Origin of the sequence: Streptomyces gamaensis (assembly GCF_042656465.1) — a bacterium.
In the GTDB taxonomy this organism is placed as follows: Bacteria; Actinomycetota; Actinomycetes; order Streptomycetales; family Streptomycetaceae; genus Streptomyces; species Streptomyces gamaensis.
This window is the reverse complement of sequence record NZ_JBHSPB010000004.1, coordinates 240,399-266,404: the sequence shown is the minus strand read 5'-3', so window position 1 is coordinate 266,404 and position 26,006 is coordinate 240,399. Positions and strand designations below refer to the sequence as shown.

General features: G+C 73.2%; 20 protein-coding genes, 2 tRNA genes and 1 pseudogene. 20 read left to right on the top strand and 3 right to left on the bottom strand.

The features are described 5' to 3' along the window. Positions 1 to 4: 4 nt before the first annotated feature. The 4 genes from ACFP1Z_RS08530 to obgE all read left to right on the top strand — a co-directional run bounded on the left by ACFP1Z_RS08530 (position 5) and on the right by obgE (position 6,365). Entirely contained in the window at positions 5 to 3,934 is a 3,930-nt protein-coding gene (locus ACFP1Z_RS08530; protein WP_390315309.1) for an Rne/Rng family ribonuclease, read from the top strand. Between the two features lie 262 nt (positions 3,935 to 4,196). Next, positions 4,197 to 4,517, top strand: a complete 321-nt coding sequence (rplU, locus tag ACFP1Z_RS08525; protein ID WP_390315308.1) for a 50S ribosomal protein L21 — start codon at positions 4,197 to 4,199, stop codon at positions 4,515 to 4,517. A 14-nt stretch (positions 4,518 to 4,531) separates the two neighbouring features. Then, positions 4,532 to 4,786 carry a 50S ribosomal protein L27 gene (rpmA, locus tag ACFP1Z_RS08520; protein ID WP_390315307.1) on the top strand — a complete coding sequence of 85 codons (255 nt, stop codon included), beginning with the start codon at positions 4,532 to 4,534 and terminating at the stop codon, positions 4,784 to 4,786. Between the two features lie 139 nt (positions 4,787 to 4,925). Continuing rightward, a complete protein-coding gene (gene obgE / locus ACFP1Z_RS08515) occupies positions 4,926 to 6,365 on the top strand; it encodes a GTPase ObgE (RefSeq protein ID WP_390315306.1) in 1,440 nt (479 codons plus the stop codon). A gap of 64 nt (positions 6,366 to 6,429) precedes the next feature. Here obgE and ACFP1Z_RS08510 read toward each other — a convergent pair whose 3' ends face one another. Further along, positions 6,430 to 8,472: a hypothetical protein gene (locus ACFP1Z_RS08510; RefSeq protein ID WP_390315305.1), complete on the bottom strand. Its 2,043-nt coding sequence runs from the start codon at positions 8,470 to 8,472 to the stop codon at positions 6,430 to 6,432. A gap of 296 nt (positions 8,473 to 8,768) precedes the next feature. Here ACFP1Z_RS08510 and proB point away from each other — a divergent pair, with 296 nt between their 5' ends. The 5 genes from proB (at position 8,769) to ACFP1Z_RS08485 (ending at position 14,201) form a co-directional block, all read left to right on the top strand. After that, positions 8,769 to 9,887, top strand: a complete 1,119-nt coding sequence (proB, locus tag ACFP1Z_RS08505) for a glutamate 5-kinase (RefSeq protein WP_390315531.1) — start codon at positions 8,769 to 8,771, stop codon at positions 9,885 to 9,887. A gap of 314 nt (positions 9,888 to 10,201) precedes the next feature. Next, positions 10,202 to 10,735 (top strand): hypothetical protein, encoded by a 534-nt coding sequence (locus tag ACFP1Z_RS08500; protein WP_390315304.1) that lies wholly within the window; start codon positions 10,202 to 10,204, stop codon positions 10,733 to 10,735. 140 nt (positions 10,736 to 10,875) lie between these two features. Further along, positions 10,876 to 12,174, top strand: a complete 1,299-nt coding sequence (locus ACFP1Z_RS08495) for a glutamate-5-semialdehyde dehydrogenase (RefSeq protein WP_390315303.1) — start codon at positions 10,876 to 10,878, stop codon at positions 12,172 to 12,174. An 82-nt stretch (positions 12,175 to 12,256) separates the two neighbouring features. Further along, positions 12,257 to 12,919, top strand: a complete 663-nt coding sequence (locus tag ACFP1Z_RS08490) for an SCO2584 family spore wall biosynthesis protein (RefSeq protein WP_390315302.1) — start codon at positions 12,257 to 12,259, stop codon at positions 12,917 to 12,919. 184 nt (positions 12,920 to 13,103) lie between these two features. Further along, positions 13,104 to 14,201, top strand: a complete 1,098-nt coding sequence (locus tag ACFP1Z_RS08485; RefSeq protein WP_390315301.1) for an SCO2583 family membrane protein — start codon at positions 13,104 to 13,106, stop codon at positions 14,199 to 14,201. Here the strand turns inward: ACFP1Z_RS08485 and ACFP1Z_RS08480 are convergent, their stop codons facing one another. After that, positions 14,202 to 15,287, bottom strand: coding sequence for a M48 family metallopeptidase (locus ACFP1Z_RS08480; RefSeq protein WP_390315300.1), 1,086 nt, complete (start codon positions 15,285 to 15,287; stop codon positions 14,202 to 14,204). It abuts the gene before it with no gap. An 89-nt stretch (positions 15,288 to 15,376) separates the two neighbouring features. Here ACFP1Z_RS08480 and ACFP1Z_RS08475 point away from each other — a divergent pair, with 89 nt between their 5' ends. From ACFP1Z_RS08475 to phsA, 9 genes are all read left to right on the top strand, one after another. Beyond that, positions 15,377 to 15,544 (top strand): hypothetical protein, encoded by a 168-nt coding sequence (locus ACFP1Z_RS08475; protein ID WP_390315299.1) that lies wholly within the window; start codon positions 15,377 to 15,379, stop codon positions 15,542 to 15,544. A gap of 131 nt (positions 15,545 to 15,675) precedes the next feature. Then, complete coding sequence (locus ACFP1Z_RS08470) at positions 15,676 to 15,828, top strand: hypothetical protein (protein ID WP_390315298.1); 153 nt, start codon at positions 15,676 to 15,678, stop codon at positions 15,826 to 15,828. Between the two features lie 55 nt (positions 15,829 to 15,883). Further along, a complete protein-coding gene (nadD, locus tag ACFP1Z_RS08465) occupies positions 15,884 to 16,495 on the top strand; it encodes a nicotinate-nucleotide adenylyltransferase (protein WP_390315297.1) in 612 nt (203 codons plus the stop codon). Between the two features lie 71 nt (positions 16,496 to 16,566). Next, positions 16,567 to 18,258, top strand: a complete 1,692-nt coding sequence (locus ACFP1Z_RS08460; protein WP_390315296.1) for an LCP family protein — start codon at positions 16,567 to 16,569, stop codon at positions 18,256 to 18,258. A gap of 112 nt (positions 18,259 to 18,370) precedes the next feature. Next, entirely contained in the window at positions 18,371 to 18,817 is a 447-nt protein-coding gene (rsfS, locus tag ACFP1Z_RS08455) for a ribosome silencing factor (RefSeq protein WP_390315295.1), read from the top strand. Continuing rightward, positions 18,814 to 19,467, top strand: coding sequence for a histidine phosphatase family protein (locus tag ACFP1Z_RS08450; RefSeq protein WP_390315530.1), 654 nt, complete (start codon positions 18,814 to 18,816; stop codon positions 19,465 to 19,467). The genes rsfS and ACFP1Z_RS08450 overlap by 4 nt, the downstream gene beginning before the upstream one ends. 136 nt (positions 19,468 to 19,603) lie before the next feature. Continuing rightward, positions 19,604 to 19,676: transfer RNA gene (locus ACFP1Z_RS08445), tRNA-Ala, on the top strand. 114 nt (positions 19,677 to 19,790) lie between these two features. Then, positions 19,791 to 20,024: a hypothetical protein gene (locus tag ACFP1Z_RS08440; RefSeq protein WP_390315294.1), complete on the top strand. Its 234-nt coding sequence runs from the start codon at positions 19,791 to 19,793 to the stop codon at positions 20,022 to 20,024. 146 nt (positions 20,025 to 20,170) lie between these two features. Further along, a complete protein-coding gene (gene phsA / locus ACFP1Z_RS08435) occupies positions 20,171 to 21,934 on the top strand; it encodes an O-aminophenol oxidase PhsA (RefSeq protein WP_390315293.1) in 1,764 nt (587 codons plus the stop codon). A gap of 295 nt (positions 21,935 to 22,229) precedes the next feature. On the opposite strand, the pseudogene ACFP1Z_RS08430 reads toward phsA, so the two are convergent. Beyond that, positions 22,230 to 23,111, bottom strand: a pseudogene (locus ACFP1Z_RS08430) (glycosyltransferase 87 family protein); the annotation flags it as partial. Positions 23,112 to 23,281: 170 nt separating this feature from the next. Here ACFP1Z_RS08430 and ACFP1Z_RS08425 point away from each other — a divergent pair. Beyond that, positions 23,282 to 23,354 (top strand) — tRNA-Ala (locus ACFP1Z_RS08425). A gap of 532 nt (positions 23,355 to 23,886) precedes the next feature. Continuing rightward, complete coding sequence (locus ACFP1Z_RS08420; RefSeq protein WP_390315529.1) at positions 23,887 to 25,863, top strand: S53 family peptidase; 1,977 nt, start codon at positions 23,887 to 23,889, stop codon at positions 25,861 to 25,863. The last annotated feature ends 143 nt before the right edge of the window (positions 25,864 to 26,006 follow it).

The following is a 26,006-nucleotide window of genomic DNA, read 5'->3' as shown; positions in this document are numbered from 1 at the left end:
CCGCATGCTCGAACCCATTGAGCCCAATGACACCGAAGCCGTGACCCCCGGCGAGACCGGGCCCGGCGACACCCTGCCGCCGCGCCGGCGCCGCCGGGCGGCGTCCCGCCCGGCGGGCCCGCCCGCCTCCGGCGGCACCACCGACGCCGTACAGCCGCAGGCCGCCGACCTGCCGGAGGCCGCGCAGGCCGCCGAGGCCCAGGCCGCTCCGGCCGCCGAGGCCGCCGCTCCGGCCACCCCGGCCCGTCCGCGCCGCCGCGCGACCCGTAAGGCGGCCGCTCCGGCGGGCTCGCCGCGTGCCGCCGAGGAGGCCGCCGAGACTGTTCCGGCCGTGGAGGCCGAGGCTGCGGAGCCGGTCGAGGCCGAGGCTGCGCCTTCGGCGCCGGCCCGTACGCGTCGTCGTGCCACGCGCCGGGCGTCGGCGCCCGCCGGTGCGCCGCTTGCCGCAGAGACCGCAGAGACCGTCGAGCCGGTCGCCGAGCCGGCGCCGGCCGCGGAGCCCGCCGCTCCGGTGGCCGAGGCCGCCGCCGAGGCCGCGCCGGCCCGTCCGCGCCGCCGCGCGACCCGTAAGGCGACCGCCCCGGCGGGAGCCCCGCAGGCCGCGGAGCCGGTGACCGAGGCCGCTCCGGCCGTGGAGGCCGAGGCTGCCGAGCCGGTCGAGGCCGAGGCTGCGCCTTCGGCGCCGGCCCGTACGCGTCGTCGTGCCACGCGCCGGGCCTCCGCGCCCGCCGGTGCGCCGCGTACCGCCGAGCCGGTCGAGGCCGCTGCCGAGACCGCCGCTCCCGAGACCGAGGCCGCCGCTCCCGAGACCGAGGCCGCCGCGCCGGCCGCCGAGGCCGCGCCCTCGGCGCCCGCCCGTACCCGACGCCGCGTGACCCGTGCCGCCGGTACCGCCGCGCGCGAGGCCGCTCCGGTCGAGACGGCCGCCGCCGTCGAGGAGACCGCCGAGGAGGCCGCTCCGGCCGCCGAGCCGCGGGCCCGCCGTACCCGCCGCCGGGTCGTGGCCGAGCCCGCCGCCGGTGGTCCGGAGGCCGAGGAGACCCCCGCCCGTACCCGACGCCGGGCCGTGCGTCCGACGGCGGCCATGTTCCAGGCGCCGGTGTTCACCGAGCCGATGTTCCAGACCCCGGAGACCGCCGCGGCCGCCCTGGCCGAGGAGCCTGCCGAGGAGACCGCCGCCGCGCAGCCCGCCGAGACGGGCCGGCGCCGGCGCCGCCGTCGCGGGGAGCCCGCCGAGGCCGCCCCGGCCGCCGTGGCGGAGACCGCCGCCGAGGCCGAGCAGGAGGCCGAGGAGGCGGAGGCCGCCCCGGCCGCCGAGGGCGAGGAGCCGGCCGAGCGTCCCTCGCGCCGCCGTCGTCGCGGGGGCCGTCGCCGCCGCCGTGGCGAGGGTGCCGAGGCGGAGGCCGAGGAGCCGCAGGAGGAGGCCGCCGAGGAGCAGGCCGCCGAGGGCGAGGAAGAGCCCGAGGAAGGGGCCGAGGGCGCCGAGGAGGCGGGCGCGGGCACGGCCGGCAGCCGTCGCCGTCGCCGCCGTCGCCGCCGCAGCGGGGAGGCCGCCGAGGCCGAGCCGGGCGAGAACGAGCCGGAGCGCACGGTCGTCAAGATCCGTGAGCCCCGCAAGCGCGAGGAGCCGGGCACCGGCTTCGACGAGGTGCAGTCCATCAAGGGCTCGACCCGCATGGAGGCGAAGAAGCAGCGCCGCCGTGAGGGCCGAGAGCAGGGCCGCCGCCGGGTGCCGATCATCACCGAGGCCGAGTTCCTCGCCCGCCGTGAGGCCGTCGAGCGCGTCATGGTCGTCCGCCAGAGCGGCGAGCGCACCCAGATCGGCGTGCTGGAGGACAACGTCCTCGTCGAGCACTTCGTGAACAAGGAGCAGGCCACCAGCTACGTCGGCAACGTCTACCTGGGCAAGGTCCAGAACGTGCTGCCGTCCATGGAGGCCGCGTTCGTCGACATCGGCAAGGGCCGCAACGCCGTCCTGTACGCCGGTGAGGTCAACTTCGAGGCGCTCGGCATGGGCAACGGCCCGCGCCGTATCGAGAGCGCCCTGAAGTCCGGCCAGTCCGTGCTCGTCCAGGTCACCAAGGACCCGATCGGCCACAAGGGCGCCCGGCTGACCAGCCAGGTCTCGCTGCCCGGCCGCTACCTGGTGTACGTGCCCGAGGGCTCGATGACCGGTATCAGCCGCAAGCTGCCCGACACCGAGCGGGCGCGGCTGAAGCAGATCCTCAAGAAGATCGTCCCCGAGGACGCGGGCGTCATCGTGCGCACCGCCGCCGAGGGCGCGAGCGAGGAGGAGCTGGCGCGCGACGTCCAGCGGCTGCAGGCGCAGTGGGAGGACATCCAGAAGAAGGCGAAGAACGGGAACGCTCCGACCCTGCTGTACGGCGAGCCGGACATGACCGTCCGGGTCGTGCGCGACATCTTCAACGAGGACTTCTCGAAGGTCATCGTCAGCGGTGACGGCGCCTGGGAGACCATCCACGGCTACGTCTCGCACGTCGCCCCGGACCTCGCGGACCGGCTGCAGAAGTGGACGTCCGACGTCGACGTCTTCGCCACGTACCGGATCGACGAGCAGCTGATGAAGGCGCTCGACCGCAAGGTCTGGCTGCCCAGCGGCGGTTCGCTCGTCATCGACCGGACCGAGGCGATGGTCGTCGTCGACGTCAACACCGGCAAGTTCACCGGTCAGGGCGGCAACCTTGAGGAGACGGTCACCAGGAACAACCTGGAGGCGGCCGAGGAGATCGTGCGCCAGCTGCGGCTGCGCGACCTCGGCGGCATCATCGTGATCGACTTCATCGACATGGTGCTGGAGTCCAACCGGGACCTGGTGCTGCGCCGGCTGCTGGAGTGCCTGGGCCGGGACCGCACCAAGCACCAGGTCGCCGAGGTGACCTCGCTGGGCCTGGTCCAGATGACCCGCAAGCGGGTCGGCCAGGGCCTGCTGGAGTCCTTCTCCGAGCAGTGCGTGCACTGCAACGGCCGTGGCGTGATCGTGCACATGGACCAGCCGTCCACGGTGGGCGGCGGTGGCGGCGGCAAGCGCGGCCGGAAGAAGGGCAAGGCCGTGGCCGCGGAGCGGCCCGCCGAGGCCGAGGCGGCTCCGGTGGTGGAGGCCGCCGAGGCCGCCGCGCCCGAGCTGGAGCCCGTGACGGTGACCGAGGCCGAGCTCGTGCCGTCGGTCGGCGGCGGGGCCGACGAGGAGTGGTTCGGCAGCCCGGCCGAGGCGGAGGCCGCCGCGAAGCGGGGCCGTACGCGCCGTCGGGCCACCCGCAAGGCCACCGCTCCGGCGGGTGCGCCGAAGGCGGCCGCCGAGGCGGAGGTCGTCGTGATGCCGAAGGCTCCCGAGGAGCCGGCGGAGGCCGCGCCCGTGGCTGCGGCCGAGCCTGCTGCCGCGCCTGCGGCGGAGGCCGTCGCGGAGGCCGTCGTCGAGCCGGCTGCGGCCGAGGTGCCGGTGGCGCCCGCAGAGGAGGCCGCCCCTGTCCGTACCCGTCGCCGGGTGGCGCGCCGGGCGTCCGCTCCGGCGGGCTCCCCGGCCGGGGCGGAGCAGGCCGTGGTCGTGGTGAGCGCGCCTGCGGCGGAGGCCGTGGCCGAGGAGGCCGCCGAGCCCGCCGCCGAGGTCGCTCCGGCCGTCGAGCCGGCCGCCGAGGCCGTCGAGAGCACGGTTGTCGAGAGCGCGGAGGAGGCCGAGGAGGCCGCTCCGGCGAAGAAGGCGGTTCGTAAGACGGCCGCCAAGAAGACGACCGCGAAGAAGACGGCCACCGCGAAGAAGGCCACGGCGAAGAAGACGGCGGCCAAGAAGACGACCACGGCGAAGAAGGCCACCGCCAAGAAGACCGCGGCCAAGAAGACGACCGCGAAGAAGACCACGGCCAAGAAGACGGCGGCGAAGAAGGTTGCCGCCGAGGCAGTGGCGGCGTCGGAGGACTGAGGGAGCCGACGGGCCTCCCCCAGCGATCGCTGGGGGAGGCCCGCGTTTCCCCCGCACCCCGCTGGGGAAAGGCGCCGGTTTGACCCCCCGGTGTGCGGCCCGTAACCTTGTCGTTCGGCGTCTGTACGCCACCCCTGAGCAGACACCTCCCGGCTTTCCGGGAGAGGCCGCTCGTCCGCCTCCGGATGGGCGCGGGCGTAGCCCCGCGACGAGAGCGGCTGGCATCAGAGGTTCCGTTTACTAGCGAGAGAGTGAGATCCGCGTGTACGCAATCGTGCGCAGCGGTGGCCGCCAGCACAAGGTTGCTGTTGGCGACATCGTCGAGGTTGACAAGATTTCCACCGCCAAGGTGGGCGACGCGGTCGAGCTCTCGACGCTGCTCGTCGTCGACGGCGAGAACGTCACCAGCGACCCGTGGGTCCTGGCGGGCATCAAGGTTCAGGCCGAGATCGTGGACCACCACAAGGGTGCCAAGATCGACATCCTGAAGTACAAGAACAAGACCGGCTACCGCAAGCGGATCGGTCACCGCCAGCAGTACACCGCGCTGAAGATCACCACCATCCCCACGGCTGCGAAGTAAGGGACTGACGAGAGATGGCACACAAGAAGGGCGCATCGTCCACCCGGAACGGTCGCGACTCCAACGCTCAGCGGCTCGGTGTGAAGCGCTTCGGCGGCCAGACCGTCCTCGCCGGTGAGATCCTGGTCCGCCAGCGTGGTACCCACTTCCACCCGGGCGCCGGTGTCGGCCGCGGTGGCGACGACACGCTGTTCGCGCTGCAGGCCGGTGCGGTGGAGTTCGGCACCCACCGTGGCCGCAAGGTCGTCAACGTCGTTCCGGTCGCCTGATCCAGGTTCCGTAGAGCGACAGCAGCGAGGGCGGACCTCTCTTCCCTGCGGGGAAGCGGGTCCGCCCTCGCTGCGTTGAGATACGTACAGATCCCCCGATGTCCCCCGATCACGGACCACTCACCTGGAGGCACTCGCTATGACCACCTTCGTGGACCGCGTCGAGCTGCATGTCGCCGCGGGTAACGGAGGCCATGGCTGCGCCTCCGTGCACCGCGAGAAGTTCAAGCCGCTGGGCGGCCCGGACGGCGGCAACGGCGGCCGCGGCGGCGATGTGATCCTGGTCGTCGACCAGTCGGTCACCACGCTGCTCGACTACCACCACAGCCCGCACCGCAAGGCCGGCAACGGCAAGCCCGGCGAGGGCGGCCACCGCTCCGGCAAGGACGGCGCCGACCTGATCCTGCCCGTGCCGGACGGCACGGTCGTCCTCGACAAGCGCGGCAACGTGCTCGCCGACCTCGTCGGCCAGGGCACCAGCTATGTCGCCGGGCAGGGCGGCCGCGGCGGCCTGGGCAACGCGGCGCTCGCCTCCGCCCGCCGCAAGGCCCCCGGCTTCGCGCTGCTCGGTGAGCCCGGGCAGAGCGGTGACGTGGTCCTGGAGCTGAAGACCGTCGCGGACGTGGCGCTCGTCGGCTACCCGAGCGCGGGCAAGTCCTCGTTGATCTCCGTGCTGTCGGCCGCCAAGCCGAAGATCGCGGACTATCCGTTCACGACGCTCGTGCCCAACCTCGGTGTGGTCACGGCCGGTTCGACCGTCTACACCATCGCCGACGTGCCCGGGCTGATCCCCGGCGCCAGCCAGGGCAAGGGCCTGGGCCTGGAGTTCCTGCGGCACGTCGAGCGCTGCTCGGTGCTCGTGCACGTCCTCGACACGGCGACGCTGGAGTCCGAGCGGGACCCGCTGAGCGACCTCGACGTCATCGAGGCCGAGCTCAGGGAGTACGGCGGTCTGGAGGACCGGCCGCGCATCGTCGTCCTGAACAAGGTCGACATCCCCGACGGCCAGGACCTCGCCGACATCATCCGGCCCGAGCTGGCCGAGCGCGGCTACGACGTCTACGAGGTGTCGGCCGTCTCCCGGCAGGGTCTGAAGGAGCTGTCGTTCGCGCTGGCCGGCATCGTCGCGAAGGCGCGGGCCGCCCGGCCGAAGCAGGAGGCGACCCGGATCGTCATCCGCCCCAAGGCCGTGGACGACGCGGGCTTCACGGTCACGCTGGAGGACGACGGCATCTACCGCGTGCGCGGTGAGAAGCCCGAACGCTGGGTGCGGCAGACCGACTTCAACAACGACGAGGCCGTCGGCTACCTCGCCGACCGCCTCAACCGCCTCGGTGTCGAGGAGGAGCTGATGAAGGCCGGGGCCCGCGCGGGCGACGGCGTGGCCATCGGCTCCGAGGAGGACGCGGTCGTCTTCGACTGGGAGCCGTCGATGGCCGCCGGTGCGGAGATGCTCGGCCGCCGTGGTGAGGACCACCGCTTCGAGGCCCCGCGCCCGGCGGCGCAGCGGCGCCGCGACCGGGAGGCGGAGCGGGACGAGGCACAGCAGGAGTTCGAGGGCTTCGACCCGTTCGCGTAAGGCGGGACTCATGACGGAGGGCCCGGAGGCGCAAGCCTCCGGGCCCTCCGTCATGGCACGGCCGCTACGCGGACGTGCTCACCGCGTCCGCGTCCCGCTGGCCCGGAATCTCCGAGGCCGCCCGCGCGGCCGCCCGCGCCGCGCGGGCATCCGCCTGCGCGGCCAGCGCCACCGCGGCCTGGTTGAAGCGGACCAGCGACGGCGGGTCGGAGGGGCCCAGCAGCTGGACCTTGAGCTCCTTGCGGGCGGCCACGAACACGTCCCGCGAGGGCTCGCGCACGGCCGCCAGCAGCGCGGGGACGCCCTCCGCCTCCGGGGTGAGGACGGTGGCCGCGCTGACGGTCGGGAAGACCGCACGGAACTCGTCCTCGGCCATCCCCGAGGTGTTGGCGACCGCGTACGGCTTCTCGCTGACCAGGTAGTCGGAGACCACGCTGGAGACGTCGCTGATGAGCAGGTCGGCCTGGTTGAAGCAGCTGAACAGGGCGGGCCGCGCCGTCGTGATGATCTGGTGCTCCCACTCCGGCAGCGACGCCCAGTAGGCGCTCTCCCAGGCGGCGGTGGCGGCCTCGACGTTCGCCGAGCGGTCCGGCTCCGGGGTGCTCTGCAGCATCATGCGCTCGATCTCGTCGGCGCTGGGGCGGAACGTCCTCGTGGTGAGCCGGTCCAACTCCTCCGTGCGGCGCGCCAGTTCGGCGGCCGCCTCGGGGCCGGGGCGCTCGCCGGAGCGCCGCGTGTTGGCCTCGCGGATCATGGCCTGGATGCGCTGGTTCGCCTCACCGGCGCGCGGGTCGACGGAGCCGGTCATCGGGTGCGGCTTGTACAGCAGACGCACCCCGGGGTCGGCGAGGAGCGCGCGGACGACGTTCTCGCCGGCCAGCATCACCGAGGTGTTGCCGGGGTTGCCGTCCCAGCCCTCCCACGTCGGCGCGTACAGCACGGTGGTGTACTGACCGGCGGGCGGGCCCGCGTACGGGCGGATGGGGGCGAGCTGCGGGCGGCCGACCTCGACCACGTCGCGGTCGTCGACGCCGATGTCGGCGAGCTGGTAGCGCTCGCGGGCGGCGGGCCCGGCGACCCAGATCTCGTCGTACGCCTTGGAGTAGGGGTTGCAGCTGGAGAGCTTGTCGCTCTCGCCGTGGTTGATGAACGCGTGCTTGATCGACGGCATTCGCAGCACCTGCGAGGTCTTACCGGAGTTCGCCGGGTGCAGCATCATCTTCAGCGAGGACTTCTCCAGCGCCATCAGGTGCGCGACCTTGGGGATGCACACGATCGGCACGTCGGTGGCGTCGATCTTCTCCACCATGAAGCGCTCGCGGAGCACGATGACGGGGTTGCCGTCGAGCTCGGCGAGCGTGGAGAGCCACATGTTGGCCTGGTAGGCGGAGCTGGTCCCGCCGGAGAAGTACATGCCGACGGTGGGCCGGTACTCGGCGAGCCAGTTGTCGAGCCAGGCCAGGGCCTGCTCCTCACCGGCGATGCGCTTCTTCGCCCCCAGCCAGGTCGCCAGGTAGGCGGTGCCGCCGAAGGCGAGGACGACGGCGAGGCCGAGGCCGATCCCGCCCCACAGCACCCGGTGCGTGCCCGCCGTGACGAGCAGGCCCGCCGTGGCCGGGACGGACAGCCGCAGCAGCCGGCGGCCGTGCTGGCGGCTCAGCAGGCGCGGCGGGGCGGCGCACAGGCGCAGGGCGGAGGCGTCGATGTTGCGGGTGACGAACGGCAGCGTGCGGCTGCGGCGGACCAGGATCGCCGTGGCCTGGCAGGCGAGGTGCGCGCCGTAGAAGAGCACGAACCCGATCAGCAGCGGGACGTACTCGCGCAGCGGCTCGTCCCCGTGCAGGCGCAGCAGCCCGACCATGACCAGCATGTCGCGCAGCAGCTGCCGCACCATGACGTCGAAGCGGATCTTGCCGAGCAGTGCGAGCAGACCGGGATCGCGGTGCTGCAGATAGAGGTCGAGCGCGAGGCCCGCCGCCGAGGCGATGATCAAGAGCGGCACGTTGGGCAGCAGCGCGCCGACGAGCTGGCCGGTGAAGAACACCAGCATGGCGAGCAGCGCCGCGAGCTGGACCGCTCGGCGGGAGGCTGTTCCGGCAGAAGGCACTGGACGGGCTCCTGGCACGAGGGACGAGAAGGACGTAAAGGCTTGGAAAAGGGACCGCGCCGAAGGGCACACCTGACGACGGTCGACTACTGACCGTATGACGGGGGCTGCCCGACGAGCAATCTTCTCCGACGGGAATCATCGCAAAACAGGGCCGAACGACCACAATCGTCCGGGCGGTAGATTGGCCGCCCCAGCAGACAACGCAGCAGACGAACGCAGAGGTGCAGAACGTGGCAGGGGCAGGGGCAGCGGAGACGCACGGCGCGCAGGAGACGCACGGCACACGGCCCGAGGTGACCGGTGCCCGCCGGATCGTGGTCAAAGTGGGATCCTCGTCGCTGACCACCGCGAGCGGCGGGCTGGACGCCGACCGCGTCGACGCGCTCGTCGACGTGCTCGCCAGGGCCGTGGGCCCGGCGGGCGGCACGGACGGCAAGGAGATAGTGCTCGTCTCCTCCGGCGCCATCGCCGCCGGGCTGGCGCCGCTGGGCCTGACCCGGCGCCCCCGCGACCTGGCCCGGCAGCAGGCCGCCGCGAGCGTCGGCCAGGGGCTGCTCGTCGCCCGCTACACCGCCTCCTTCGCCCGCTACGGGCGCCGGGTCGGCCAGGTGCTGCTGACCTCCGACGACACCAGCCGCCGGGCCCACTACCGCAACGCGTGCCGGACGCTGGACCAGCTGCTGGCCATGGGCGCGGTACCGGTCGTCAACGAGAACGACACCGTGGCCACCGACGAGATCCGCTTCGGCGACAACGACCGGCTCGCCGCGCTCGTCGCCCATCTCGTGCGCGCCGATCTGCTCGTCCTGCTCTCCGACGTCGACGGGCTCTACGACGGCGACCCCAGCACCCCCGGCACCTCGCGGATCGCCCGGGTGCGGGGCCCGCAGGACCTTCAGGGCGTCTCCATCGGCAGCGCCGGCAAGGCGGGCGTCGGCACCGGCGGCATGGTCACCAAGGTCGAGGCGGCCCGGATCGCGGCCGCCGCCGGTATCCCCGTCGTGCTGACCTCGGCCAGCCGGGCCGCGGACGCCCTCGCCGGGCGGGAGACCGGCACGTACTTCCACCGCACCGGCCGGCGCTCGGCGGACCGGCTGCTGTGGCTCGCGCACGCCTCCACGCCGCGCGGCGCGCTCACCCTCGACGAGGGGGCGGTACGGGCCGTGGTCGAGGGGACCGGCTCGCTGCTGCCCGCGGGCATCGCGGCGGTCGAGGGCGAGTTCAGCGCCGGCGACCCGGTCGAACTGCGCGACCCGGCGGGCCGGGCCGTGGCGCGCGGGCTCGTCACCTACGACGCGGGGGAGATCCCCCAGCTGCTCGGCCGCTCGACCCGCGACCTGGCCCGCGACCTGGGCCCGGGCTACGAGCGGGAGGTCGTGCACCGGGACGACCTGGTCGTGCTGCCCCACTGACCGCCGACCCCCGCTGACCGCTGCCCGCGGGACCGCTGCCTGCGGGACCGCCGCAAGGGCATGCCGCATCGCTGACGGTCGTCACCGCAGGGCGAGAACCCCTCGGCCGGCGGCGCACCCGCCGGCGGCGCCGCGTCGAGCGTGTGCGAGCAAGTCCAGCCTTTCCATGGGGACCTTCCCGAAAACCGCCCCGTGGCCCCGCCCGGGCTGGTCAACTTTGATGCGGGAGAGAAGCAGGGAGAACCGTTCGGCACGGCTCCGCCGCCCGCGCGGAGCGGCGGACACAGGAGCAGCGAGCACACAGGAGGCCACCGGTGAGACGAGGGCGACCGGGGGCGCTGCCCCGCGGCGGCGGCACTCCCGACCGGGCCCGCCGGGCCGCGGGGGAGGAGCGCGCCCTGACCAGCGTCGCCGCCGGCGACGCCACGGACGGGCCGGACGCGGCGGGGGAGCGGGACGGCGCGGCCGGGCCGCGTCCGGCGGGCACGGCCGCACCGGCCGGCGCGCGCTCGCGCCTGTGGCACATCACCCTCAGCGTCTCCGGCCGGGAGGCGCCGCTCGCCGAGGTGCGCCGTGCCCTCGAACAGCTCGCCCACGACCACCCCTTCCTGCTGACCAGCCGCTACGCGGGCGACCACGCCGAGATCCGCTACTGGGAAGAGGCGCGTGATCTGCACGACGCCGCGGCGGTCGCGCTGCGGCTGTGGGGCGAGCACCGCTCGTCGGCGAAACTGCCGCCCTGGGAGATCGTGGGCCTGGAGGTCATCGACCGCGAGACCTACCACCAGCGGCTCTCGGCGGGCCACGGGCCGCTGCCGGCCACCCCGGTGGGCATCCATCCCTTCTAGCGCCCGCCGGCGCCTCCTGGCCCCGTTCCCGGCCTTCCCGGCCTCCCCCCGCCCTTTCCCGCCGCCACGGCGGTCCCGCGCCCGTCCACAGTCCGGAACCCCGCCGCGCCCCCGCCCGCCACCGGACTAGGCTGCGGGGCATGAGCAGCGTTTTCCCCTCCCCCCTCGCCGACCCGATGCCGCAGTCGCCGGTGCTGCGCGCCGCCTACCGCGCCCGCGCCGCGGCCGAGGAGCTGGCGCCACTGCCGCGCTCGGTGAAGGACGAGGCGCTGCTGGCCGTCGCCGACGCGCTGGAGGTCCGCGCCAAGGAGATCGTCGAGGCCAACGCCGAGGACGTGGCGCGCGCCCGCGCCGCCGGCACGAGCGAGTCCGTCGTCGACCGGCTCACCCTCACCCCGGAGCGGGTGCGGGCCATCGCCAAGGACGTGCGCGACGTGGTCGCCCTGCCCGACCCGGTCGGCGAGGTCGTGCGCGGCTCCACCCTGCCCAACGGCATCGAGCTGCGGCAGGTGCGCGTACCGCTCGGTGTCGTCGGCATCATCTACGAGGCCCGCCCGAATGTCACCGTCGACGCCGCCGTGCTGTGCCTCAAGGCGGGCAACGCCGTGCTGCTGCGCGGCTCTTCGTCCGCGTACGCCTCCAACACCGCCCTCGTGCGCGTCCTGCGCGACGCCGTCGGCGGCGCCGGACTGCCCGCGGACGCCGTGCAGTTGGTGCCCGGCGAGAGCCGCGAGTCCGTCCGTGAGCTGATGCGCGCCCGCGGCATGGTCGACGTGCTCATCCCGCGCGGCGGCGCCTCGCTGATCCGTACGGTCGTGGAGGAGTCCACCGTCCCCGTCATCGAGACCGGCACCGGCAACTGCCATGTGTACGTGGACGCCGAGGCCGACCTCGACATGGCCGTCGGGATCCTCGTCAACTCCAAGGCGCAGCGCCCCAGCGTCTGCAACGCCGCCGAGACCCTGCTCGTGCACCAGGACATCGCCGCCGAGTTCGTGCCGCGCGCGCTGGCCGCGCTCGCCCGCGAGGGCGTGACGGTGCACGGCTGCGAGCGCTTCCTCGCCCTCGCCGAGGGCGGCCCGGCGACCGTCGTGCCCGCGACCGTCGAGGACTGGGAGACCGAGTACCTGGACTACGACATCGCGGCCGCCGTCGTGGACTCCCTGGACGCCGCCGTCCGTCACATCCGGCTGTGGTCCTCCGGCCACACCGAGGCCATCGTCACCGATTCCCAGCGCGCGGCCCGCCGTTTCACCCAGCTCGTCGACGCGGCGGCCGTCGCCGTCAACGCCTCGACGCGCTTCACGGACGGCGGCCAGTTCGGCTTCGGCGCCGAGATCGGCATCTCCACGCAGAAGTTGCACGCGCGCGGACCGATGGGCCTGCCGGAGCTGACCTCCACCAAGTACGTCGTCACCGGCGACGGCCACGTGCGCTAGCGGCGCGGCCCCGGGACGCCGGGTACCCGGCAATTCCCGTACCGGCTGCGCGCATTGAGCGCGCGCGGGCTACGCTGGACGCGTGCCGGACGACGTGGGGGGCAAGCCGTTCCCGGACGGTGAGGAGCCCGACAGCAGCCACCAGCAGGACGCGACGGGCCCCGCCGCCCAACAGGGCGGCGGGAAGGGCTGGTTCGCGCCCACGGCCCTGGACGAGGAGTTCGTCCGCGCGGCCCCGGTCCACGAGCCCACCGCCGCCGAGCGGATCCGCTCGGCCGCCCAGGCCCGCGCCGAGGCGGACCCCGCCCGCCCCCGCTCGGCCGGCGGCGATCCCCGCGACTCCTGCGACCCTTTCGGCCACGCCGAGGGCCTGCCCGGCCACGGGGACGGCTTCGCCGGGGACCGGCCGGGCGGCACCGGCTGGCCCTCCCTCTCCCGCGACCTCGACCCGGACGACGCCTACGGGCCGTACGGGCGCTACGGCGCCCCCCGCGCGCCCTACCGCGGCCACCCGCGCTGGCACCGCCCGGTGGCCTGGATACTCGCCGTGCTCATGGGTATCGGCGTGGTGGCCCTCGCCTTCACCGCCGTCTACCGGGGGGCCTCCTCCGGCGACCGCACCAGTCCGGATCCGCCGCCCGCCACCTCCGGCGTGGACGCCCCCGTCGTCGAGCGGCCCGGTCCGTTGCCGTCCGTGTCGGCGGATGCGGAGCCTCCGGTGGGTTCGGCCGCCTCCCGCGGCTGACCGGCGCCCGCCGGGTGCGGGCGGCACCGCCCCGGGCCCGCCCGCACCCGGCGCGACCGGCCGCGACAGGGCTCAGCGGCGCTCGCGGGGGCGCGCGCGACGCGGTGCCTCCGGCCGGAAGACCACCGAAAGTTGTCGTGTACCAGGGCGTTTACCGGAGCCCCGGCAGACCTACCCTTGAGGTATGGGCCGGCCTGGAGACCCACCTGAGGGGACGCCCGAGGGAGTCCCTGGGAGTGGGGACGACGAGTTCCGATCGGTCGTCTTCGACGAATCGTTCGTTCGCGCTGCACGGCTCCAGGAGCTGTCCGCACGCGAACGGATGGGTGACAGCGCGCTCGCTGTCCGTAACCGGCACGCCTGGGCGCGGGTCAGCACCTCGCGGCAGGTCCTCGTTCTCGTCGTCCTCATCGCCCTCGCCTTCGGCACCGCCGTCTACATGGGCCTGCGGCATCCGTACAAGGACGCCGCCGTTCCCCCCGCCGAACCCCTGCACTCCACCGTCGTCCCGCTCGCCCCGCGCGACCCCGTGCCCGGCGGCACCGCCCAGCAGCTCTTCGAGAGCGGCCCGGCCGCCCGCTTCCGGGACGGCGCCGAGGGCGTCACCCTGCCCGCCGCCCGCAGCACCGCGCACTTCTCCGAGAGCCAGGTCATCGCGGCCCTCGCCGCCGCCAAGGAGTACACGGTCAAATCCGCGCTCGACCCCGCCGTGCTCACCGGCGGCGACCGGCGCACCGTGCGCGTCCTGCTCGACCCGGCCCAACTCGACCAGTTCGACAAGAGCTTCGACCACCCCGCCGCCGACGGCCGGCACGCCGCCACCGGCTGGCTGATCCGCTTCGACCCCGCCCAGGTCGTCCTCGCGAACGCGCCCATACGCACCCAGGGCGTCTTCACCGTCGCCGAGACCGGCCCCGCCACCCTGGAGGTCTCCGGCGACCACACCTTCGTCTACGCCGTGCGCCCCGCCAGGGCCGGCCACGACGAACGCCCGGGCACCACGGACACCTCCCTGTTCACGGTGCGCCGGGCGATGCGCTTCCGCTTCGACCGCGACGGACTGCAGGAACACCGCCTGACGGTGCTGTCGGCCTCGCTCCAGGCCGGCCCCGAGTCCTGCTCCGCCGACGACCAGGTCTATCTGCGGCCGCTGCTGGCCGGGCAGAGCGCGGGCCCCGACGGCCCGGCCGCCACCGACCCGTACGCGACCGGCCAGGTGACGCCGGCCCTGTGCGGCACGCTCGCCCCCGGCGCCCAGCCGGTGCCGCCGCAGCGGCACTAGCTACTCCTTGCCGCCGCCCTTGCCGCCGTCCGGCCCCTTGCCGCCCCGGAACGTCTCCCGCAGCCGCCCGCCGAGATCCCCCGCCCCCTCGGCGATGTCGCGCACCAGCCCCATGAGCGGGTCCTTGCTGGAACGGACCGACTCCGCGTAGTGGTTCGCGGACTCGCGCAGGGAGTCGGTGACCGAGGTGCCCTTGTCCTCGGCACGGCGCGGGTAGTGCCCCTCCAGCAGCCGCTGGTAGTCGCGGCTGTCCGCCCACTTCTTCAGCTCGGCCGCGCGCACGGTGGTGAACGGGTGGGAGCGCGGCAGCACGTTCATGATCTTCAGTACGGAGTCGCGCAGATCGCCGCCCGCCTCGTACTCCTCGGCCTGCGCGAGGAAGGCGTCCACGTTCATCTCGTGCAGGTGGTCGCCGCCCGCCAGCTTCATCAGACCCCGCATCGAGGCCCGCAGGTCCTGCCCGGCCAGCAGCCCGGCCCGGTCCGCCGACAGCTCCGACTTGCGGAACCACTCGCGCAGCGCCGTCACGATCGCCGTGACCGCGAGATTCCCGAGCGGGATCCAGGCGACCTTCGCCGCGAAGTTCGTCAGGAACAGCAGGATCGTGCGGTAGACCGCGTGGCCCGACAGCGCGTGCCCCACCTCATGGCCTATGACGGCCCGCATCTCCTCCTCGTCCAGCAGCTCCACCAGGCCCGTGGTCACCACGATCACCGGCTCGTCCAGGCCCACGCACATCGCGTTCGGCTGCGGGTCCTGCGTGACGTACAGGGGCGGGACCTTCGGCAGGTCCAGCACGTAACAGGCGTCCAGAAGCATCCGGTGCAGATGCGGGAACTGCCGCTCGCCCACCCGCACCGAGTCCGACAGGTACAGCAGCCGCAGGCTGCGCTCCGGCAGCAGCCCGCTGAGCGTCTTGAAGACCGTGTCGAAACCGCTCAGCTTGCGCAGCGCCACCAGGGCGCTGCGGTCCGCCGGATGCTCGTAGGCGCGCGAGGAGATGTCCGGGAAGCGCTGCCGCACACGGCCGGGCAGCCGCTCCTGCGCTTCCCCGCCGAGCCCCGTGCTGTCGTCGATGCCGCTCATCAAGACCCCCTGCGTGAAACGATCTCGTCCTTGCCCCCGCTTCCGTACCCCACCCTAGGCGCCGCCGCCGGGCTCGCTACCGTGGAGACATGACCGACATCAATGGTTTCACCGCGCACCCCCTGTTCACGGAGCTGGCCGTCTCCAGCGGTGACCAGGGGCCGGGGCCGGTGATCCGTACGGTCCTCGTCGTCGGCGTGGTCGGCATCGTCTTCCTCGCGTGGTTCCTGCTGCGCGGCTACGGCAACAAGGACTGAGCGCGCGCCCCGGCCGCTTGTCCGCCCGCCTGTCCGCCGTCGGCCGGAGTCGGCGTGATGCGGCGCGCCGCCCCCGCATACGATGTGGCAGAAGTCTCCGCCGACCCTCAACCGGATAGGTCCTGCCGACGATGCACACCATCACCTCAGCGCTGACGACCCTCGCCGAGAGCGAGCACGTGGACAACCACCCCAGCATCAGCCCGTTCATGACCGGTGGCGCCGCCCTGGTCATCCTGCTGCTCCTGCTGTGGGTCACCACCCGCTTCAACCGCGACCGCTGAGCGTGCCGGTCCCTGCGGCAGCGGCGCCCCGGCGCGCCCAGTAGGGTCTGCACGCATGGGAGAGCAGACAGGGCCCGTGAAGCGGCGGCTCGGCGTGATGGGCGGGACCTTCGACCCGATCCACCACGGACACCTGGTCGCCGCGAGCGAGGTGGCCGCGCAGTTCCACCTGGACGAGGTGGTGTTCGTGCCGACCGGGCAGCCGTGGCAGAAGAGCCACCGGCAGGTGTCCCCGGCCGAGGACCGCTACCTGATGACGGTGATCGCCACCGCGTCGAACCCCCAGTTCTCGGTGAGCCGGATCGACATCGACCGCGGCGGGCCGACGTACACCACCGACACCCTGCGTGAGCTGCGGGCCCTCAACGACGACGCGGACCTGTTCTTCATCACCGGAGCCGACGCGCTGGCGCAGATCCTCACCTGGCGGGACGCCGAGGAACTGTTCTCGCTCGCGCACTTCATCGGGGTGACGCGGCCCGGGCACATACTGGCCGACCCCGGCCTCCCCGAGGGCGGGGTCTCGCTCGTCGAGGTGCCGGCCCTCGCGATCTCCTCCTCCGACTGCCGGGCCCGCGTGGCGCGGGGCGAGCCGGTCTGGTACCTCGTCCCCGACGGCGTCGTGCGCTACATCGCCAAGCGCAAGCTGTACCGGCACGAGAGCTGACGCCCGACGCCCGGCCGACCCCGGCCGGCGCCGCACAGGGCACCCCGCACAAGGCACTTCGAGGGGCACTGGTGAACGACCGACAGGACCCGTACGGGCAGGACCCGTACTCCCCCTACGCCCAGGGGATGCCCCCGCAGCAGCCGCAGGTGTACGGCTACGACGCCTACGGGCAGCCGGTGTACCGGCCGGACGCCCCGGAGCGCGTGTACGACCAGTACGGGCAGCCCGTGCAGCCTGTACCGCCCGTACAGCCCGCACAGCAGGAGCCTGTACAACAGCAGTCCGTACAGCAGCAGTCCGTACAACCGCACGCGGGCTACGACGCATACGGGTTCGGCACGCAGCAGCAGTACGACCCGTACGCGGCGCAGCCCGTAGGGGACGCCGCCGCGAGCGGGCAGGGGACGCAGGAGTGGATCCCCCCGCAGCCCGGCCCGCCCCCGCACGAGGAGCACACCGGGCAGCACGGGGAGCAGCGGGCCGGCCGGCAGCCGTCCGCCGGGGGGCAGCCGCAGGGCGCGGCCCCCGACTACCGCACCGAGCAGTTCTCCTTCATCGAGGAGCCGGACGACTCCTCCGAAGACGTCATCGACTGGCTGAAGTTCAGCGAGAGCCGCACCGAGCGGCGCGACGAACGCAAGCGCAAGGGCCGCAACCGCGTCGTCGCCCTCGTCGTGGCCCTCGTCCTCGTCCTGGGCGGGGTCGCGGCCTACCTGTGGTTCGCGGACTCCGGCAGCGGCAAGAAGAAGACCGCGGTCACCGGGCAGAAGCGCGACGTGATCGTCGTCCACCTGCGGGAGACCGACGGAGGCGGCTCCTCCACGGCCCTGCTCGTCGACAACGAGACCGCCGGGAAGGGCACCACCGTCCTGCTGCCCAACTCGCTGTCCGTCGCCAAGGACGGCGGCTCCACCACGCTCGCCAAGTCCGTGCAGGACGCCGGCACCGGCGCCACCCGCGACGCCCTCGGTGCCCTCCTCGGCGCCGACATCAAGGGCAGCTGGCGGCTGGACACCCCGTACCTGGAGAACCTCGTCGAGCTGGTCGGCGGCATCTCCGTGGACACCGACGCCGAGGTGCCGGGAGCGAAGTCCGGCGACGCCCCGCGCGTGCGGCAGGGCCGCGCCCAGGCCCTCAACGGGCAGGCGGCCGTCGCCTACGCCACCTACCGGGCCTCCGGGGAGGACCCCGGCAAGCAGCTGGCCCGCTTCGGCCAGGTCATGCAGGCCGTGCTGAAGAAACTCTCCACGGACGGCGCCACCGCGACCCGCACCATGGAGAACCTCGCCCAGATCCCCGACCCCTCGCTGTCCGTGGAACAGCTCGGCGCCTCCCTGGCCCAGCTCGCGGCCCTGGCGCAGAAGGGCGCCTACGACACCGCGGTGCTGCCCGTGCAGCCCGACGGCACGCTCGCCCCGCAGGCGACCGACAGCGTGGTCAAGGGGATCCTCGGCGGCACGGTGAAGAACACCCCGCCCGGTGCCACGCCCCGCGTCAGCGTGAAGAACGCCACAGGCGGCAAGAACGCCTCCGGCGCCGCGCAGATCGCGCTCGTCAACAGCGGCTACACCGTCGTCGACGGCGGCACGGCGGGCTCGGCCGAGGCGGCCTCCTCCGTGACGTACGCGGACGACAAGCGCGAGGCCCAGGCCAAGGAGGTCGCCAAGACGCTCGGCCTGCCGGACGGGGCGGTGAAGAAGGCGGCAGGGGCCGCGAACGCCGATGTCGTGGTCGTGCTGGGCAAGGACTACAAGAGCTGAGGACTACAAGAGCTGAGGACCACAAGGGATGGGGCGAAATGCCCGGGAGGGCGTCACGGCGGTCGTGAGACCCTTGATGCGGTACTGACCCTCTTGACCGAAAGCATGGCTTGTGACCGCCACGGACCGCTCCATCGAGCTCATCAAGGCCGCCGCCCAGGCGGCCGCAGACAAGCTCGCGCACGACATCATCGCGTACGACGTCAGCGACGTGCTGTCGATCACCGACGCCTTCCTGCTGGCCTCGGCCCCCAGTGACCGCCAGGTCAAGTCGATCGTCGACGAGATCGAGGAGCGGCTGCTGAAGGACCTGGGCGCCAAGCCGGTCCGCCGCGAGGGCGACCGCGACGCCCGCTGGGTGCTGCTGGACTACGTCGACATCGTGATCCACGTGCAGCACAGCGAGGAGCGCGTCTACTACGCCCTGGAGCGGCTGTGGAAGGACTGCCCGGAGATCGCCCTGCCCGCCGACGCGGTGGCCACCCGCGGCAAGGGCGAGGAGCACGCCCGGGAGCGCGCGGCGGAGGGCCTCGACGGCGCCGAGGGTGAGCCGCGCTGAACGGCGACCGGAGCGGCCGTGGCCGCCGCGTCGTGCTGTGGCGCCACGGGCAGACCGCGTGGAACCTGGAGCGCCGCTTCCAGGGCTCCACGGACATCGAGCTGACGGAGGCCGGCGTCGCGCAGGCGCGCCGCGCCGCCCGGCTGCTGGCCGCCCTCAAGCCCGACGCGATAGTCGCCTCCGACCTCCGGCGGGCCCGGGCGACGGCCGCCGAACTGTCCGCGCTCACGGGCCTCGACGTGGTCACCGACGCCGGGCTGCGCGAGACGTACGCGGGCCGCTGGCAGGGGCTGACCCACGAGGAGATCCTCGGCCTCTACGGCGACGAGTACCGGGCGTGGAAGCGCGGTGAGCCCGTCCGGCGCGGCGGCGGCGAGCTGGAGACCGAGGTCGCCGACCGGGCGGCACCGGTGGTGCTGGACCACGTCGCGAAGCTGCCGCAGGACGGCACGCTCGTCGTGGTCAGCCACGGCGGCACGATCCGCACCACCATCGGCCGGCTGCTCGGCCTGGAGCCCCGTTCCTGGGAGGCGCTCGGCGGCCTGACCAACTGCTGCTGGTCGGTCCTGGGCCAGGGCGCACGCGGCTGGCGGCTGCTGGAGCACAACGCCGGCACGCTGCCCCAGCCCGTCCTCGGCGACGACGTCTGAGACCGTCCGCGGCCGGGCGTCCGGCGGCCGCGGGCCGGGCGTCCGCCCCGGATTTCACTTCTGGGCAGCTCACAGGCTAAAGTTCTTCTTGTTCGCGGGGAACGCGGAGGGAAGCCTCCGGGGAGCCGGGAACAGCGGGGCTATAGCTCAGTTGGTAGAGCGCCTGCATGGCATGCAGGAGGTCAGGAGTTCAATTCTCCTTAGCTCCACAGCGGAAAACGATCCCGTCTCCCGGGTATGAGGAGACGGGATCGTTTGCTGTACCTCCTTGATCACGTGGCAGAATCGGGCGACCGGGTGCGGACGGCCGAAGGGGAGACCGGGTGGGGGCACACAGCCGGAAGTGCGACTGGTGCGGCAGCGGCACCCCGATCGTCCGCGACCTGGAACCGGTCAATGCCGACTACCAGTACTGGTGCGTCGAGTGCGCACGGGCGCTGATCATAAAAGGCGACCCCATCGAGACCTATCGCGAGCTGGAGGGCGAGCCCATCTACGGGCGGCTCCTCGACGAGCACTGCGCGCTCAAGCGCTTCTACTCCTTCGCCAGCGCCTGATTCCGTGTTTCTGCGCAACTGGGGCAACCCTGCGCGCCGTTGGGCGCGTCCTGCACCGTGAGAGCTGCCGCCGGAAACGGCCGGCGGCACGGGGGAGCACACGGGGGAGTCACTCTGTGACCGAAACAGCGATCAGTCCTGCCGGCTTGCGTGAAACCGCTGCCGGACTCACACCGTTCATCGACGCCCTGCGCGTGCCGCCGGTGCTGCGGCCTGACGCGCAGGAGGCCCTCCAGGGCATCGAGATCGAGCTGTCCGCCACCTGGGCCCGGCTGCACTCGGAACTGCCGCCCACGCGCGTGTGGACGTACGCGGGCCACTTCCCGGGGCCGACCCTGGAGGTCCGGCGGGGGCAGCGGCTGCGCGTGTCCTGGACCAACCGCCTCACCGGCGGCTACCCGGTCACGGCGGTCGAGGCGCAGCCCCGCCAGGGCGAGCCGGCACCCAGCGACGTCCCGGGCCGCAGCGGCGCCGAACCGCTCGCCGCGGTGGCCGCCCTGCCGCCCTGGACGGTCACGCACCTGCACGGCGCCCGGACCGGCGGCGGCAACGACGGCTGGGCGGAGAACGCCGTCTCGCCGGGCGACAGCCAGCTCGCCGAATATCCCAACGACCACCGCGCGACGGCCTGGTGGTACCACGACCACGCCATGGACATCACCCGCTTCAACGTCCACACGGGCCTCGCGGGGATGTATCTGCTGCGCGACGACGAGGAGGACGCGCTGCGGCTGCCGTCCGGCGAGTTCGAGATCCCGCTCGTCGTGCAGGACCGCAACCTCGACACGGACCCGGACGGCCTGCTCTCGGGACGGCTGCTGCACAAGACCGAGATCGTCGCCAAGGACGCGCAGGGCAACAACGTCACCAAGGCGTTCTCGGGCCCGTACACGCTCGTCAACGGCGTCGTCTGGCCCTACCTGGACGTGGCCGCCCGCTGGTACCGCCTCCGGCTGCTCAACGCCTCCAACGCCCGTATCTTCGAGCTGCAGTTGACGGACGAGGACAGCGGCGAGCCGGTGCGCGGCGCGGTGTGGCAGATCGGTACGGACGGCGGGCTGCTGCCGCGTCCGGTGCCGCTGGACGCCCCGCTGCCCGTGGCCCCGGCCGAGCGCATGGACCTGCTGGTCGACTTCGGCAGGCTGCGCGGGCGGCGGCTGCGGCTGGTCAACTCCGCTCAGGGCGTGCGGTATCCGCAGGTGATGCAGTTCCGGGTGGACGAGGAGCCGGTGCGCGATCCGTTCGTGCTGCCCGAGGTCGTCTCCGGCTCGTTCCGGCGGATTACGCACGAGACGGCGCCCGAGCACGGGCACCGGCTCGTCGCGCTCGTCCCGCCGGGCACCGCAGGAAACCTCCACCCGGGGATGTGGGAGATGCACCGGGTGGACCCGGGGCAGGTGAAGGTGCCGTCCGAGGGCGTCGTGCAGTTGCAGGGCGCCGACGGCACGGTGCGTACGTACGTCAGGGGCGCGAGCTCCTTCGACGACGCGCTGGGCTTCATGGCCGAGCACGACGCCTGGGAGCAGTGGAGCTTCCTCAACCTGGGCGGGCCGACACACCCGATGCACATCCACCTGATGGACTTCCAGGTGCTGGGGCGGGAGCTGTATCCGGCGGGCGCGGGCAGCTCGTTCGACAGCGCGCTGGGCGGTACGCGTGCCCCGCTCGTGTCCACCGGCCAGGCCCCGGTCTCCGACAGCGACGCCGGCTGGAAGGACGTGATCCAGGTGCCCGCCGGGCAGATGGTGAACGTGATCGGCCGGTTCCACGGCGGGAAGGGCCGGTTCATGTTCCACTGCCATCTGCTGGAGCACGAGGACATGGGGATGATGCGGCCGTTCGTCGTGATGCCGCCCGAGGTGATGGCGTTCCATCACGGGAGCGGCGGCGGGCGGCACGGCGGCCACTGACGCCGTAGCGGCCCGTGCCGCGTGCCGCGTGCACGGCGGTCAGTGTCAAGAAGAGCGCGGCGGCGGCCGGATAGCCCGCGCACAGCAGCATCTGGCCGCCGCTGTGGTGGAGTTCGGGGCGGGCCTGCCCGTGGTGCGGGACCGTCCACAGCGTGTACGAGCAGAACACCGCGCCCGCCGCAGCGGTGGCGGCCCACCGGGCGCCGCTGCGGCGGGCCGCCGCCTCACCGGCGCACAGCACCCCGGCGGGCACGCACCACACCCAGTGGTGCGACCAGGAGACGGGGCTGACGAGCAGGGCGGTCGCCGCGCAGCACAGGGCGCCCCGGGCGCGGGCGGTGCGCGGCGGGCCGCGGTGGTGCGCCAGGGCGGCTACGGCGATGCCGGACACGGCCGTCAGGGCGGCGCAGAGCGCCCACCACGGGCCGGGGTCGCCGGTGTGCAGAAGCCGCGCGAGAACGCCGCGCAGCGACTGGTTGCCGGCGTCCTCGGCGCGGCCCACCCGCCCGGTGTCGTACAGGGCGGTGGTCCAGAAGGTCCGCGTGTCGTGCGGCAGGGCGATCGCGCCGAGCAGGACCGTCGTCGCGAACGTCGCCGTGGCGACGGCGGCCTGCCGCAGCCACGGGGCTCCGGAGCGGCGGGTGAGGCCCACGGCCGCGAAGTGGACCACGAACAGCGCGGGCGTGAGCTTGACGCCTGCCGCGAGCCCGGTGCCGAGTCCGGCCCAGCGGTGTCCCGCCGGGCGGGTGAGGTCCCACAGCACGAGTGCCAGGAGCGCGAGGTTGACCTGGCCGTTGCCGAGCGTCTTCCACACCGGCTCGCACCACACGCACAGGGCGCCCCCGGCGAGCGTCACGGCCGCGCGGGGGCGGCGGCCGGCGAGCCGCAGGGAGAGGTGGACGACGACGAGCAGCAGCACGAGGTTGGCCGCGTCGGCCAGTACGCGCAGCAGCGCCGGGCCGGGCGGAGTGAGCGCGGTGAACAGCAGCGCCGCGAAGGGCGGATAGGTGGTGGGCAGGCGCGAGGGCGTGGCACGCAGCGCGTAGAGGTCGTCCCCGGCGCGTACGGCCAGGCCCTCGGCGCGGTAGACGAACAGGTCGACGGAGGTGACGTGGCAGGCGCGCTGGGCGAGGAGGAAGAGGCCGTAGGAGACCAGACACCCCGTGGCGGCGGCCACGGTGCTGCGGCGGACTGTCACGACGGGCGAGCTTATACCGTTTTGTCCGTTCTTGTGGGCCTTGTCGTATGAGCTGCGGGTATCGATTTGGCAGGTGAGGGGGGTGACCGTGTAAAGTTCTGGGTGTCGCCGGGGGAGCCCGGAGAGACGGAAAAGCGAAAACAGAACAAGGGGCTATAGCTCAGTTGGTAGAGCGCCTGCATGGCATGCAGGAGGTCAGGAGTTCAATTCTCCTTAGCTCCACAGAAGATGAGCGGGTCGTCCGGAAACGGACGGCCCGCTCTGTCGTTCCGGCGTGACCTCGACGACCGGCGGTGCACCCGCTGCGCCGCGCCCGCGGCCGCCGCTCGGTACGCGTGCGGCCGGGTCTGCGCCCTCCTGGGGTCCGTCAGGGGCCGCCAGGGCGGCGTGGGGGCTGCCGGGCGGCCGCCGCCCGCGTTCGGCCGCGCGCCGTGGCCGCCGCCCACGGGCACGCCCTGCGGACCCGGGCCGCCTCGCAGGCCCGCGGCAGGGCCGAGGACTCCCCGGAGGCCGGCCGCTCCGGTCACGAACCGCCCCGCCCGGCAGGTCCGTTCGCCCCGGCCGTCGGACGTCGTTCGTCAATCCGCCCGTAACAAACGGGATTTGAGCTGCCCTCACCGGACACCCTTTTGCCTCTTCTTGGCGAACGCATGCCCCATGGATGAACGGTTCATCGACAGAGTGACCGCGTTGTGTGCGTGCTGCGGCCGGCGCCCGCGCCGGAGAGGCACATCCGCCGCACGCGACCGTTCGCATGCAGGGGGTTCCATTGAGATCAAGCAGCTCCAGAGCGCGTGCCGCGCTGGCCCTGGCGGCGTCGCTGCCGCTGGTCGCCGGGGCGCTCGCGTTCGGCGTGCCCGCCGCCGGCGCGGACTCCGGCCCGCACGGCCGGCAGGCCCTGGCCGGCACCAAGCCCGCGTGGGCGACCGGCACCGCCGACCGCGGCCGCGTCGACGGCGCGGACGAGGTGACCGCACGGGTCTATCTCGCCGGCCGGGACGCCAAGGGCCTCGCGGCCTACGCGCAGGCCGTCTCCGACCCGAAGTCCCCGTCGTACGGCAAGTACTTGACCGCACACCAGGCGCAGGATCGTTTCGGCGCGACCGAGGCCCAGATAGCCAAGGTCACCGACTGGCTGAAGTCCTCCGGCCTGACGGTGACCGGCAAGAACCAGCACTACGTCACGGTGAGCGGTGACGCGGCGGCGGCCAAGAAGGCGTTCGGTACGGAGCTGCACAACTACACCAAGGACGGCAGGACCTACCACGCGCCGTCGACCACGGCGTCCGTCCCCGCCTCCCTCGACGGCGCCGTCCTGACCGTCGTCGGCCTGAACAACGCGCCCCGTCTGGCCAGGCACAACGAGACCCTGCCGGGACCGGACAAGGCCTTCCGCAACGCGGGCCCGTTCTCGACGTACTTCGGCTCCACCACCGACAACAGCCTGCCGTCCGCCTACGGTTCGCACCCCTCGTACGCCATCAAGGGCTACACCGGCAAGCAACTGCGCGCCGTCTACGGCGCGAAGAACTTCACTGGCAAGAACGTCACCGTCGCCATCACCGACGCGTTCGCCTCGCCGACGATCACCGGCGACATCGAGCAGTACGCGAAGCGCAACGGCGACAAGGCGTACCGCAAGGGCCAGTACACGCAGGTGCTGCCCGCCGACTACAACCGCACCGCCGAGTGCAACGCGTCCGGCTGGTACGGCGAGCAGACCCTGGACGTCGAGGCCCTGCACGGGGTCGCCCCGGACGCCGACATCGTCTACGTGGCCGGCGCCTCCTGCCAGGACGACGACCTGATCGACGCCCTGCACAAGATCGTGGACAACCGGATGGCCGACATCGTCTCCAACTCCTGGGGCGACATCGAGACCCACGAGAGCCCGGACGTGGCCGCCGCCTACGACCAGGTCTTCCAGACCGGCGCCGTCGAGGGCATCGGCTTCTACTTCTCCTCCGGCGACGACGGCGACAACACGGTCAAGACCGGCGTCAAGCAGGTCGACACCCCCGCGAACTCTCCCTGGGTGACCTCCGTCGGCGGCACCTCGCTGGCCGTCGGCAAGGGCGACAAGTACTTGTGGGAGACCGGCTGGGGCACGCACTCGGCGCCGCTGTCGAAGGACGGCCACAGCTGGGACGGCCTGCCGGGCGCCTTCACCGGCGGCGCCGGCGGCGGCACCAGCACCCTGCACCCGCAGCCCTTCTACCAGCGCGGCGTCGTCCCCGACACGCTCGCCAAGGCGAACGGCACCAGCGCCCCGATGCGCGTCGAGCCCGACATCGCGGCCGTCGCCGACTCCAGCACGGGCTTCCTGGTCGGCCAGACCCAGACGTTCCCCGACGGCAGCGTGAAGTACGACGAGTACCGCATCGGCGGCACCTCGCTCGCCGCCCCGGTCATCGCCGGTGTGCAGGCGCTCGCGCAGCAGGCCCGCCACGGTGTGCCGATCGGCTTCGCCAACCCGGCCATCTACGACCGCTACGGCACCCCCGCCTACCACGACGTGACCGACCACCCGCTGGGCAAGGGTCGCACCCCCGCCGTCGCGCGCGTGGACTACGTCAACCACGTCGACGCCTCCGGCGGCACGGTGACCTCGCTGCGCAGCATGGGCGGCGACCTGTCCCTGTCGGCGACCGTCGGCTACGACAACGTCACCGGCGTCGGCAGCCCGGCCGACACCTACGTGACCTCCTACGTGCCCGGTCAGCGGAACTGACCGCGCGGCCCGCACCGGGGCGGCAGCGCCGGTGCGGGCCCTTCGGCCCCTGCGGTAACCTGACCTCTATGCGTGCCGTACGCCTTCTGCTTAGCGGGCCGCGCTGATCAGTGCCGACCGGCCCAGCCGGTCGGAATCGGCGC

Bases quoted from the DNA above. Each gene is read 5' to 3' on its own strand.
- ACFP1Z_RS08495 (WP_390315303.1), top strand. From the start codon at position 10,876: ATGAGCAGCGTTTTCCCCTCCCCCCTCGCCGACCCGATGCCGCAGTCG.
- rpmA (WP_390315307.1), top strand. From the start codon at position 4,532: ATGGCACACAAGAAGGGCGCATCGTCCACCCGGAACGGTCGCGACTCC.
- ACFP1Z_RS08480 (WP_390315300.1), bottom strand. From the start codon at position 15,287: ATGAGCGGCATCGACGACAGCACGGGGCTCGGCGGGGAAGCGCAGGAG.
- ACFP1Z_RS08420 (WP_390315529.1), top strand. From the start codon at position 23,887: ATGCAGGGGGTTCCATTGAGATCAAGCAGCTCCAGAGCGCGTGCCGCG.
- ACFP1Z_RS08530 (WP_390315309.1), top strand. From the start codon at position 5: ATGCTCGAACCCATTGAGCCCAATGACACCGAAGCCGTGACCCCCGGC.
- ACFP1Z_RS08475 (WP_390315299.1), top strand. From the start codon at position 15,377: ATGACCGACATCAATGGTTTCACCGCGCACCCCCTGTTCACGGAGCTG.
- obgE (WP_390315306.1), top strand. From the start codon at position 4,926: ATGACCACCTTCGTGGACCGCGTCGAGCTGCATGTCGCCGCGGGTAAC.
- nadD (WP_390315297.1), top strand. From the start codon at position 15,884: ATGGGAGAGCAGACAGGGCCCGTGAAGCGGCGGCTCGGCGTGATGGGC.
- ACFP1Z_RS08470 (WP_390315298.1), top strand. From the start codon at position 15,676: ATGCACACCATCACCTCAGCGCTGACGACCCTCGCCGAGAGCGAGCAC.
- ACFP1Z_RS08485 (WP_390315301.1), top strand. From the start codon at position 13,104: ATGGGCCGGCCTGGAGACCCACCTGAGGGGACGCCCGAGGGAGTCCCT.